Origin of the sequence: Billgrantia lactosivorans (assembly GCF_003254665.1) — a bacterium.
GTDB lineage: Bacteria > Pseudomonadota > Gammaproteobacteria > Pseudomonadales > Halomonadaceae > Halomonas > Halomonas lactosivorans.
This window is the reverse complement of sequence record NZ_QHGY01000003.1, coordinates 213,520-225,276: the sequence shown is the minus strand read 5'-3', so window position 1 is coordinate 225,276 and position 11,757 is coordinate 213,520. Positions and strand designations below refer to the sequence as shown.

10 protein-coding genes are annotated in these 11,757 nt (G+C 67.5%); 5 read left to right on the top strand and 5 right to left on the bottom strand.

What is annotated here, in order from left to right:
- Window positions 1–1,233, bottom strand: coding sequence for a DUF3422 domain-containing protein (locus tag DIS04_RS09450; RefSeq protein ID WP_111413511.1), 1,233 nt, complete (start codon window positions 1,231–1,233; stop codon window positions 1–3).
- 94 nt (window positions 1,234–1,327) lie between these two features.
- The gene (locus tag DIS04_RS09445) at window positions 1,328–2,248 is read right to left on the bottom strand and encodes an alpha/beta hydrolase (RefSeq protein WP_111413510.1); all 921 of its coding nucleotides are present in this window, start codon (window positions 2,246–2,248) and stop codon (window positions 1,328–1,330) included.
- Window positions 2,249–2,367: 119 nt separating this feature from the next.
- Here DIS04_RS09445 and DIS04_RS09440 point away from each other — a divergent pair, with 119 nt between their 5' ends.
- The gene (locus DIS04_RS09440; protein WP_111413509.1) at window positions 2,368–3,429 is read left to right on the top strand and encodes an acyltransferase family protein; all 1,062 of its coding nucleotides are present in this window, start codon (window positions 2,368–2,370) and stop codon (window positions 3,427–3,429) included.
- A 97-nt stretch (window positions 3,430–3,526) separates the two neighbouring features.
- Here the strand turns inward: DIS04_RS09440 and DIS04_RS09435 are convergent, their stop codons facing one another.
- Window positions 3,527–4,240 (bottom strand): DUF3581 domain-containing protein, encoded by a 714-nt coding sequence (locus tag DIS04_RS09435; RefSeq protein ID WP_111413508.1) that lies wholly within the window; start codon window positions 4,238–4,240, stop codon window positions 3,527–3,529.
- Between the two features lie 350 nt (window positions 4,241–4,590).
- On the opposite strand from DIS04_RS09435, the gene DIS04_RS09430 reads away from it, so the two are divergent.
- The 4 genes from DIS04_RS09430 to DIS04_RS09415 are packed head-to-tail and all read left to right on the top strand — an operon-like array spanning window position 4,591 to window position 9,852.
- A complete protein-coding gene (locus DIS04_RS09430) occupies window positions 4,591–5,022 on the top strand; it encodes a hypothetical protein (protein ID WP_218938147.1) in 432 nt (143 codons plus the stop codon).
- Window positions 4,991–6,193, top strand: coding sequence for an OprO/OprP family phosphate-selective porin (locus DIS04_RS09425; protein ID WP_218938146.1), 1,203 nt, complete (start codon window positions 4,991–4,993; stop codon window positions 6,191–6,193). The genes DIS04_RS09430 and DIS04_RS09425 overlap by 32 nt, the downstream gene beginning before the upstream one ends.
- Before the next feature lie 46 nt (window positions 6,194–6,239).
- Window positions 6,240–9,077, top strand: a complete 2,838-nt coding sequence (locus DIS04_RS09420; protein ID WP_111413507.1) for a bifunctional diguanylate cyclase/phosphodiesterase — start codon at window positions 6,240–6,242, stop codon at window positions 9,075–9,077.
- Window positions 9,058–9,852, top strand: a complete 795-nt coding sequence (locus tag DIS04_RS09415) for a PEP-CTERM/exosortase system-associated acyltransferase (RefSeq protein WP_162623041.1) — start codon at window positions 9,058–9,060, stop codon at window positions 9,850–9,852. The genes DIS04_RS09420 and DIS04_RS09415 overlap by 20 nt, the downstream gene beginning before the upstream one ends.
- On the opposite strand, the gene DIS04_RS09410 is transcribed toward DIS04_RS09415, so the two are convergent.
- Window positions 9,744–10,979 (bottom strand): DUF3541 domain-containing protein, encoded by a 1,236-nt coding sequence (locus tag DIS04_RS09410; RefSeq protein ID WP_111413505.1) that lies wholly within the window; start codon window positions 10,977–10,979, stop codon window positions 9,744–9,746. The genes DIS04_RS09415 and DIS04_RS09410 overlap by 109 nt on opposite strands.
- Window positions 10,972–11,742 (bottom strand): trimeric intracellular cation channel family protein, encoded by a 771-nt coding sequence (locus DIS04_RS09405; protein ID WP_111413504.1) that lies wholly within the window; start codon window positions 11,740–11,742, stop codon window positions 10,972–10,974. The genes DIS04_RS09410 and DIS04_RS09405 overlap by 8 nt, the downstream gene beginning before the upstream one ends.
- Window positions 11,743–11,757 lie beyond the last annotated feature (15 nt).

Sequence of the window (11,757 nt, the reverse complement as noted above, 5' to 3'; positions counted from 1 at the left end):
TCAATGCCGCTTCACCCGCCAGATTCGCCACGCCAGCAGGCCGACGATCAGCACGCCCAGCGGCCCCAGCACGGCCGCCGCGGTGTGGGGCGGGATGGCGATCCCCAGCGCCTCCAGGCTCTCCATCCCGAGCTTGAACAGGCTGAAGATGTAGTAGCTGATGACGATGATCGAGAGCCCCTCCACCGCCTTCTGGATCTTGAGCTGGCTGCTGGCCCGCTCGTTGAGGCTGCCCAGGATGCTCGAGTTCTGCTCCTCGATCTCCACCTGGGCCCGGGTGCGCAGCAGGTCGTTCAGGCGGGCGGCGCTCTCGGCCAGGCTCTCCTGGCGCTGATGAATGGCGGCGCAGTAGTGCACCGTGGGCCGGAAGCGGCGCAGCAGGAAGGTGCCGAGGCGCGGGCAGTGATCGACCCGCCCCTCGCGGAGCTCCTCGATGCGCGAGAAGACGATGCGGGCGTAGGCTTCCGTGGCGCTGAAGCGCTGGCGTGAGCGGGTGCCGCTGCGCTCCAGGCGGGCCGAGAGCTGCGACAGCGCCGTCAGCAGCGGCCGCGGGTTGGCATCCTCCTGCTCGGCGTTGCGATCGGACAGCTGCCCCAGCTCGAGCTCGTACTCCTGCAGTTCGAGCGCCAGCTCCTTGGCCAGGGGCAGCGACAGCGAGGCCATCATGCGGTAGGTCTCGATCTCCAGCAGGCGGCGCACCATCCGCCCCAGGCGGAAGGCGTTGAGGCCGTGGTTGAGCAGCAGCAGGCGGGTGTACCCTCGCCCATCGAGACGGAAGTCGCCCCAGGTCGTGGCGTCGCCTCCGCCGACCTGGGAGCCGGCCGGATCGCGGAAGCCGTAGGCCTCGGTGCTGCCTCGCCAGGTATCGTCGCCTTCCACCAGCACCAGGGTGGCATTGATCAGGGCGTCGCTGTGGCAGTCGACGACCTGCGCCAGCCACGCCGGCGGCGCCGCCCAGGGCTCGACGCCGGCGCCTTTCGGCACCATCACGGTCAGCGTCGAGAACTCGGTATGCCGCTCCCACTTCAGTACCTGGTCGTCGAGCGTGAGGATCTGCTGCACCGCCTCGCTATCGAAGTCGAGGCCGGTCGCCTCGCCCAGGCGCGCCAGCAGGTCGGCGTGCTGCTGGGCTTCGCCCAGTAAGGCGTAATGATAGAGGTGCGCCGGCTCGGTGAAGTAGATCGACGGACGGGCGTGCAGTTCGTTGTGCAGGCGTTCGCGTTGTGGGTGCATTCAAGGGGCCTGGAAGGGGGTCGAGCCTTGAGACTAAGGTCTAGCGAGCGCGACGCCAACCCCGCTTTCGGTTGCCCCGACACACGCTTCGGTACTAGCCGGGGCCGGCGCCGACCTCGAGCTCCTCGACGGCGGCCTCCTCGGCCAGGGTCTCGAGCGGCACCGGCCCCTGCAGGAAACGTCCGATCCAGGCCAGGGCATTGGGCAGGCTGGCCCGCCACACACGCCAGGTATGCCCGCCGCGCAGCACCTCCATCGTCACCAGCTCGGGCTGATGAGGCGCCAGCGCCTGATGCACGAGGCGCGCGTGGTGCTCGGCGTGGTAGACGTCGCGGTTGCCGGCGCTGAGGTAGAGCGGCACCACCTCTTCGCGCTCCAGGTAGGCGTCCAGGTGGGCGGTGTAGTTGCGGCGCCGCCACAGCGCCTCGTCGAAGTTGCCCGATTCGTCGAGGAAGGCAGGGTGACGCCAGGCCGAGGAGCTACGGGGCGGCAGCGGATGGTAGCTGGCGGGGCTCAGGGCAGCCGCAGCGGCGAACAGGTCGGGACGCTCGAGCACGAAGTTGAGGGTGCCGTAGCCCCCGGCGGAAAGGCCGGCGATGGCGCGCCATTCGCGCTGGGGCACGACCCGCCAGGTCTCCTCGAGATAGGGGATGAGCTCGCCGAGAAAGGCTGACCGTGCCGCCTCGTTGTGACCGTCGATCCACCAGCTCTCGCTGCCGGGCATGACGATGACCGTCGGCGGCAGGCTGCCTTCCCGAATCAAGCGATCGGCCGCCCGCTCGAGGCGGCCGTTCTCGACCCAGTCCCGCTCGCTGCCGAACGAGCCGTGCAGCAGGTAGAGGATGGGGTAGGCCTGGTTGGTGTCGTGGTAGCCATCCGGCAAGTAGAGGGCATAGGGGTAATCCCGCCCCAGGATCTCCGAAGCGAAACGGTGGTAGGTGACCTCCCCGGCCTGTGCCGCCGGCGCGTACCACAGCGCCGCCAGCAGGGCGACAAGGGTGCGTCTGAACGTCATAGCACATGGCTCCCTGTGCCGATAAACACTCGCGTATCAAGGGAATCTTTCCGTCCCGTCATGGTCCGACAGCGTACCGACGATCGATGTTCCTCGTTCCCAGGGAAGGCAAGGCGTTCATGAAGCGGATCGAAGAAATCTACTGGCTGCGCTTCTACGGCTGCCTCGCCGTGTTCGGCTTTCACTTCCTCGACCGCCTGAACCAGTACGTTGACAACGTCTATGTCGACCTGGCGCGCATCCCAACCGTGCTGGGCACGCCCATCTTCATCTTCATCTCGATCTTCCTGTTCTCGGCCCGCTACGGCAATCACCCGCCTTCCGGTTTCCTGGTCAAGCGCCTGCGCTACGTGATGGTGCCGTACGTCGTCTATGGCCTGATCTACTCGCTGACGAAGTACGTCAACCTGCGCCGGGAGGGGGTGCCGGTCGACCTCGTCGACACCCTGGTGGAATACCTCATCTACGCCGGCTGGCATGGCTATTTCCTGATCATCGCCATGCAGTTCTATGCCTTCTACTGGCTCTACTCACGCTATGACCTGGAACGCTGGCTCCCCCCCGGCCCCTGGCTGATGCTTGGCAGTGTCATCAGCATGGCCTACTGGGGCCTGGCCCGCCTGTTCGACTTCGAACCGCCGGGCTACCTGCACTGGATCGCCCCGCTCGGCTGGATCTACCTGTTCTTCCTGGCCATGCTGGTGGTGCGCTACTATCCCCAGCTCGTACCTCAGCGGCTGCATGAGTTTCCCTGGCTCGAGCGGCTGGCGCGGCCGCAGCTGCTGCTGGCCTATGTCGCCTGGATCGCCCTGCTCACCTGGTTCGGCTGGCTGGAGCACTCCTCCAAGGAGACCTGGGTCGTGCCACTCTTCGTCCTGTTCACGCTGTTCACGGTCACGCGGCTGCGCAGCGTGCGCGCCACGCCGCTGGTCAAGTTCGTCAACCGCTACTCGTTCGGCATCTACCTGGCTCACCCCATGTTCTTCGCCATGGTGGATTTCGCCCACGAGTTCGTTCCCTTCTCGCTGCCGGTCTATTCGCTGCTGCTGATCGTGGTGGGGATGGCCGGCTCCATCGCCTTCAACTGGGCCGCCAACCGCATTCCCGGTGGCGCCGTGCTGTTCGGCAAGACCTTGTACGTGCCGAAAGATCGGCACAGGACCGCCACGCAGGCGCACTAGGCGCCTGGCGCGCCGGATGGGGGAAACATGGCCCGTGCCCGCCAGAAAGGGGTAACGCGAAGATGGAGGGGGTAGAGGCTGAGCGCCGGGGGCGGGCTCAGCCGGCGCTCTCGTAGGCCGCCTTCAGACGATAGAATTCGGCGACGATGTCGTCCATGGCGGCGGGGTCGTAGTCACTCAGGCCGCTGACCACCAGCTTCTTCGAGCCCTGGCCGACCGGCCGCCCACGATCGTTGATGCGAAACTCCAGCCTGACGTCACCGCGCTTGCCGACCACCTCGAGGCTCGACTCGACCAGCTCCAGGGAGGGCTCGACCAGGTCGAGGCGGTCGAGCGAGAAACCCATGCTGTCGTAGATCACCAGCGGACGCTTGGGGTTGAACATCACGCCACGCGCCTCGAGCAGCGGCTTTAGCACATGGGGAAAGTTCCTTCCCGAGAAGGCCACGTAGCAGCGTGTGAAGGCCTCGATGGCGCTCTCGTCGTGGTTGGTCTCGCCCTCCCGGCCCACTTCGAGGTACTGCTTGCCCTCGTCGTCCCTGACCACGAGCTGCCCCGCTGCGTTCTCCTCCAGGCGCAACAGGATCCCGTCGCCCACCATGCTGCGAAAGCGAAAGTCCATGTGCCGGGAGAGGCCGAAGCGACTCAGCACCAGGGCGAACAGCAGGTCACCGGGAACGCAGAACCGGCGGGCTCCCGCATCATGGATGGGGTTGAAGTCTCCGGCGACACGCTTGGCGAAGTCGCTGGCCTGCTGCGCGGAGATGCGGACAGCCGCGCCCGCTTGCGTATGGTAAGGGTCGAGAAACATGCGTGTTCAGGCCTGTCCTTGGTTGGGATAGCTCGAGTTTCAAAGGGGCGATGATGCCATTTTTTCCAATGCCGCGGCCACTTCGGGCCGGGCAGCGCTCTTGCCCTTAATCGTCATTCTTGTGATATACGTATATCGTACAACAACGCTAAGGGACTAAAGTACGATACATAACACCAGGTAGCATGAGCCTGTGGATACGGGCCGCTCCAGCTTAGTCAGGGATCGGGGGGTTACATTATCGATACGCTCAGCAAGTCCTGGCCAGCCTACGTCACCGTTGAGCCAGGCACGGGAGCCTTTTTTTCGGGCCGAGCGGGTTCGGTGCGGCACCTTCGGGAAGCGGGCGCGTGGCTGGATTGACACGTTGGCTGCTGCCGCTGGTGCTGGCACTGCTGTCCCTGCCCGTGCAGGCCGATGAGCGTCAGATCGTGCTGATCGCTCACCCCAACGTGGCCGATGCCGCTCTTACCCGCGATACCACCCGGGCCATTTTCGCGATGCGCCAGCGCAGCTGGCCCAATGGCCAGGCCGTGCGGGTCTTCGTGCTGCCCAGCACCCACCCCGTCCACGCACGCTTCGCCAAGGAGCGTCTAACCGTTTACCCCCATCAACTGCAGTTGGCCTGGGATCGCATGGTGTTCTCGGGAACGGGTCAGGCGCCAAGCCAGGTCGGCAGCCAGGCTGAGATGCTGGAACGCGTCGCCACCACGCCTGGCGCCCTTGGGTATCTGGAAAGGGAGTATCTGGATGAGAGAGTCCAAGTCATTTCCATGGAGTGATCGCCGTCGCTCGCGCCCGGCGTTGCTGGCGCTGGCTCTCGGCTGGGCCCCCGTGGCCGCGGCGGAAGGCGTCATGGACACCCTTCAGGTACACGGCTTTCTCAGCCAGGCGCTCATCATCACCGACGACAACGACTTCTTCGGCCCCAGCAGCGGCGGCGACGGCAGCCTCAAGTATACCGAGATCGGCGCCAATGCCTCGATCCGGCCGCGCCATGACGTGCTGGTGGCGGCGCAGGTACTCAGCCGCCGTGCCGGCGGCGACGGCAGCGATGCCCGCCCGGCCCTCGACTACGGCGTGATCGACTACCAGCCGCTCTCCGACCAGCGGCGCACCCTGGGCATCCAGCTGGGGCGCTTCAAGAACCCCTTCGGCTTCTACAACCAGACCCGGGACGTGGCTTTCACCCGCCCCAGCATACTGCTGCCCCAGTCGATCTATTTCGATCGCACCCGCTCGCTCGGGCTGTCGGCCGACGGCGCCAGCGTCTACGCCGAGGAACGCCTCGAGCATGGCACCTTGCGCTTCACCGGCGGCGTCGGCACCCCCACCACGCGCGACCTCGACAGCCAGCTCTATCCCCCCCAGCTGGGCATGGAGGTCGACGGCAGCACCTCGTCGATCGCCCAAGTGCGCTACGAGCACTCCGGCGGCCACTTTACCGCCGCGCTCAGCGCGGCGGACGTCAACCTGGACCTGGGGCTGGGTGCCGACGAGGGCGAACTGAACTTCCGGCCCTGGATTCTCTCTCTCCAGTACGACAAGGAGAACTGGGCGGTGACCGGGGAATTTGCCCTGCGCCAGGTGGAGACGACCGATACCGGCCCGGTGCCGGGCTCCGATGTCACCGGGGAGAGCTGGTACGTGCAGTACACCCGGCGCTTTTTCGACGACTGGCAGTGGCTGGTACGTTACGACAGCCTGGTCAGCGACCGCGACGACCGTTCGGGTCGCGCCTACGAGGCCCAGGGCCGCGGCCCGGCCCATTCACGCTACGCCGACGACATCACCCTGGGGCTGCAGTGGCGCGTCAACCCACGAGTGCTGCTCGCCGCCGAGTATCATCATATCGACGGCACGGGATGGCTGCCGCTGAGCGACGAGCCTGATCCTGCCGACACCCATCGGCGGTGGAACATGCTGCTGTTCCAGCTCTCGCTGCGCTTCTGATCAGCAGCCACGGTTACTCTCCATGAACCGGCCAGGGAATGCCAGCATGAGCGCCTTCGCCTCCCACACAGCCCGCTCCCGCCTCAGCCTGACCTGGCGGGTGCTCGCCCTGAGCAGCCTGTTGCTGCTGGTGCTGGTGGGTCTGTTCACCTGGCTCGGCCACGCCAACCTGACCCGCCAGTTCGAGGAAAGCCGCAGGGAGAGCAACCGCCGGGAGACCCGCGAAATCCACCTGGCCCTGCAGCGCTCCGAGGCGAGCCTGCAGCAGATCGCGGCGCTGGCCGCCGCCTCCCCCGACCTGGGGCCGGCGTTGGCGAATGCCGACCGGGCGGAGCTGATCGACTCGCTCTCGTCCCAGTGGCCCACGCTCCAGCTCGAAGCCGGCATCGACGAGATCCTGGTGTTCGACGCCCAGGGCCGCCAGCTCGCCGAATGGGGCGAGGCCCAGGTCGACAGGGAGCGCCCCATGCAGGACTGGGTGAGCCAGGTGATGGAGACCGAATACCCGCTCTCGGCCCTGCGCTGCGCCAACGACTGCCGGCAATATGCCGCCGCGCCCATCCTGGTCGAAGGCGACAGCGTCGGCATGGTGATCCTGTCGCGCTCGCTGGCCGACGTGACCCGCCAGGCCCAGCAGGTCTCCGACAGCGACGTCGCGCTGTTGATCACCGGGGCGCAGGAAATGGAGGTGGCGTCGGAGCGGCACCTCGAGAACTGGAACGGTCACCTGGCCGCGCTGACCAACACGGGCCACTACCTGCCGATATTGCAGCGGGCGGCACAGCTGGCCATGCTCAGCGACGTGCTCGAGACCCCGCTGCGCCTGCACCACGACGGCCGCGATTACGAGCTGTCCGCCGTGCGCATGGAGGCCGACGACAGCCGACGCAGCACCGGCTTCTTTCTGCTGGCGGCGGACATCACCACCCAGATCCAGGCCATCCAGCACAACACCCGCAACCTGCTGCTGGTCGGCATCGGCGGCTGGCTTGCCGCGGAGCTACTGCTGCTGGCCATCCTGCTGCGCCCGATGGCGAGGCTGCGTCGGCTGGCCGGTGTCCTCCCCGCCCTGGCCCAGGGCGGCTTCGCCAAGGCCCGCCGCGTGATCCCCGTGCCCCGCAGCCGCTTCGAGGACGAGATCGACGTGCTCGAAGGCACGACCCTGGCCCTCTCCGACCAGTTGGAAGCGCTGGAGGGCGAGGTCACCGCCCGGGGCCAGCAGCTTGCCGAGCGAGTTGACGAGCTGGCCCGCGAGCGCGATTTCGTCGGCAGCCTGCTGGATACCGCACGTGTCTTCATCGTTACCCAGGACGACGAGGGGCGTATCACGCTGGTCAACGACTATGCCCTGACGACCCTGGCCATGCAGGAAGAGCGCCTGCTGGGCCGGCCGTTCGATGACGTCTTTACCCCGCGCAGCGACGACGACCCCAACGCCGCCATCCCCCAGGAGGAGCGCAGCCTGGTGACGGCCGACGGCAGGCAGCGGACCATCGCCTGGTACCACGCACCGCTGGCATCGCGCAACGACTCCCGGGCGTCACGTATCTCGGTGGGGCTCGACATCACCGAGCGCAAGCTGGCCGAAGCGCGCCTTACCTGGCTGGCCGAGCGCGACCCGCTGACGGAACTCTACAACCGGCGCTACTTCCAGGAGGCGCTGGGGCAGGTCATGCGACGGGGCCGCTGCGGCGCCGTGCTGCTGCTGGACCTCGACCACTTCAAGGACGTCAACGAACTCAGTGGCCACCATACCGGCGACCGACTCCTGCGCATGGTGGCCGATACGCTGTTCCAGGAGTTCGGCCATTACGGCGTCATCGCACGTCTGGGCGGCGACGAGTTCGCGATGCTGCTGGAGGGGGCCGACACCCGGCGCGCGATCGGCATCGCCAAGCAGATCACCCCGCTGCTCGACAGCACCGGCCTGGACGCCGGTGGGCAGCGCCACCGGGCAACCGCGAGCCTCGGCATCGCCCTGTTCCCGGTGCACGGCGACAATCCCGCCGACCTGATGGCCAATGCCGACCTGGCCATGTACAAGGCCAAGGAGAGCGGCTCCCAGCGCTGGCACCTGCTCTCGACGCTCGAGCGTGCCAAGGACGAGCTGCAGGAGCGGGTCTACTGGGTGGAACGGATCCGCCAGGCCATCGACGAGGAGGGCTTCGAGCTGATGGTGCAGCCGATCGTGCGCCTGAGCGATGGCGACGTGCGCCACTACGAAGTGCTGCTGCGCATGCGCGGTCCCAAGGGGGCACTGATTTCCCCGGCCCACTTCATACCCGTGGCGGAACGCAGCGGCCAGATCGTGCAGATCGACCGTTGGGTGCTGCGCCAGAGCCTGCGCGCCCTGAGCCGGGTTCAGGGCCAGGGCATCAGCCTCGCCGTCAACCTCTCGGGCCAGACCCTGCATGACGAGGGGCTCAAGAAATACCTGATGCAGGAGCTGTCGACCACCGGGGCCGACCCACACCAGCTGATCCTCGAGATCACCGAGACGGCGGCGGTCACCGATTTTTCCAGTGCACGCGGGGTACTCCAGGCCCTGCGCGACCTGGGCTGCCGCACCGCTCTCGATGACTTCGGCGTGGGTTTCAGCAGCTTCCACTACCTGGGCGAGCTGCCCGTCGATTTCATCAAGATCGACGGGGCGTTCATACGCACCCTGGACACCAACGCGGACAGCCAGGTCATCGTCAAGGCCATTGCCGACATCGCGGCAGGCTTCGGCAAGCTGGCCATCGCCGAATTCGTGGACCAGGAAGCGCTGATACCGATCCTGACCTCCTACGGTATCGCCTATGGTCAGGGCTATCACCTTGGTCGACCCACCCCTCTGGCAGACGCCATTCCGGGAGCATCGCATGGAGACTTCGCCCCGTAGTACGAATCGCGACGCACACGACGTGCCCCAGGATGAGCGGGTCCGCGAGTTCGTCGAACAGTACCGCTTCATCATCGCTCGCAGCCGGCAGAGCCGCTACCGAGCCTATGCCCTGCGCCACCAGGTGTTCCGCGAGGAACTCAACTATCGCCTCGGCGAAGACGCCGACATTCCGTTCGAGAAAGACGCCCACGACCAGCACTCCATCCTGTGTCTGCTCAACCATCGCGAAAGCAACAGCGATGCGGGCTGTCTGCGGGTGGTCCTGCCCATCGACGGTGCCGGGCGGCAACAGCGCCTGCCGCTGGAAGAGCACTGCGCCCATGGCCTGACCGATCCCCAGCTGCACCCCGACCGCTTCGAGCGCCGCTCACTGTGCGAGGTCTCGCGGCTGGCCGTCCACCCCGGCTTTCGCCGCACCCGCGAGTGCGCCCTGGGGCTGCACGAACAGGATCTGCAACCGCTGGCCGCCGATCGCCTGCCTCCCCCGTCGCCGCTGGTCACCTTGAGCCTCTTCCTGGCCGCCACCGCCATCGTCGGCCTCGCCGGACGGCGCCACGTCTTCGCCATGATGGAACCGCGCTTTGCGCGCCTGCTGAAGATCTCGGGGCTGCGCTTTCGCCAGGTGGGTGACATCATCGACTACTGCGGCCCCAGGGCCGCCTACTACATCGACCAGCACCAGGCCGAACTCGGCCTCCAGCCAACGCTGAGGCCGCTGTACCGCCACATCAGGGCATCGCTGGCCCCGCAGATGGTGGGCGCCGCCTCCTGACTCACGCCGACCAGCGGTGCGTCGTGGCGCGGCTGGGCGCGTCGCGCGCCCAGCCGCGAGGCGAGGTCCGGGCCGGGATGGAGCCGCCCCGGCCAGGTCAGCACCATAATCGCCAGTACATTGCGGTGCTCGCCTCGGGCCAGGTCGATCTCGCCGCTCCGGGAGGGGATGATGCCCGCTGCGGGATCGACCGATGCCGCCAGCCGGCGGCGAATCCGGTCCACCAGCGGATGTTCCGCGTGGCCCGTGAGCAGGAAGACGAGCGCCACCTCGGCCTGGATGTCCTCGGTGGCCTGGTCCAGAATGCGCTCGGCCTCGCCGGCCAGGGCATCGAGGATCCAGGCATGCCGCTGGGGATTCACCCAGCGCTGATAGTAGCGGCTGTCGGCGATCACCATGTGCGTCATGCCGTAGAGCCGGTTGCGGTAGTCGGCTTCGTCAAGGGCCGGCACCGCAGCCGGGGGAAAGGCCGAGAGAAACGCCTCGCGCATCGCCTGGCGCAGGTCGACGATCTCCAACTGGTGCAGGAACCAGGCCTGGTTCGCCACCTGGGCGGCATACAGGCGCACCACCTCGGGGTCGGTGAGGAACCGCTGCCAGGCCAGGCTCCCGAGGTAGTCGAGCGCCCGCTCCTTCCCGGGTATCGCTGCCAGCAGGCCGTAATAGTCCGCCTGGACCAGGCGAAAGAGCAGCTGGCGACCGAACGCGATCTCGCCCCACCCCGCCAGCATCCGCTGCCTGGCCCGCTGCTTGGCCGTGCGACGCGGATAGTCGGCGACGATCTGCCGGGCGCGGGCCGAGGCATAGCCCGGCTCATCGAGGCCGGCGATGTCACGCTCGAGCTGCGCCAGCAGGCGCCGCCCGTGGGCCTCGATGGGGGGCAGGTAATGCGGGTCGCCGCTGATGCGATAGAGCCGCTGGGCATAGTGGCGCTGCTTGTCACTCGGCAACTCGGGCAAGGCCGCCTCATAGGCGGCCTGGATCGCCTGCCCGGTCGTCCGGAACTCCTCATGCGGCGACGGCGCCTCGAGGGCGCAGCCCGCCAGCCAAGCCAGCAGCAGGAGGATGCTGCAGCGCCAGCACGTCCAGCGCCGCAGCCCTACGCCCGCCGCCGGCGCCTCAGCCATCGCCCTTGCCCCGCTGGGTACGCTGCCGGCGGGGCGAGATCATGCGCACCCTCGCCTTGGGGCGGGCCTTCGCCGGCGGCGGCTCGCCCCCTGCCGTTCCCGTCGTGGAGCCGCCATCGGCCGATGGCGGGTCGAGCGGCGGGGGGATGACGATCCAGGCGAACACCGGCAGCGCCAGCCCCCAGTGAATGGCCGCCAGGCGCAGGCTCAGCGTCACCGCCAGTGCCAGGCCGATGGCGACACCGGCCGGCACCCCCAGCGCCCCGAGGCCGACGTAGACGATACCGCCGGCGATGGAGGCCGTGGCATAGACTTCCTGGCGCAGTACCATCGGCACGCGGCGCGCCAGCACGTCACGCAGCATGCCCCCGGCGACCCCGGTCAGCAGGCCCATCAGCACCGCCACCACGCCGGGCGCCTCCAGCTGCAGCGCCTTGTGGGCGCCGATCACCGTGAACAGCGCCAGGCCGAAGGCGTCGGCCACCGGCAGGAACACCCGCGACAGGCGATGGATGTAATGGAAGCCGACGATCGACAGCCCCACGGTGGTGAGAATCACCCACAGGTAGGTGGGGTCGGCGATCCAGAACACCGGGCGCACGCCGAGCACCAGGTCGCGCAGGGTGCCGCCACCGATACCGGTCACCGCGGCCAGCACCAGCATGCCGAACGGATCCATGCGTGAGCGGCAGGCGAGTATCACCCCCGAGAGGGCGAAGACGATCACCCCCGCCATGTCCAGCCAGTACACCAGCCCCGTCAAGATCGTTCTCCCTTG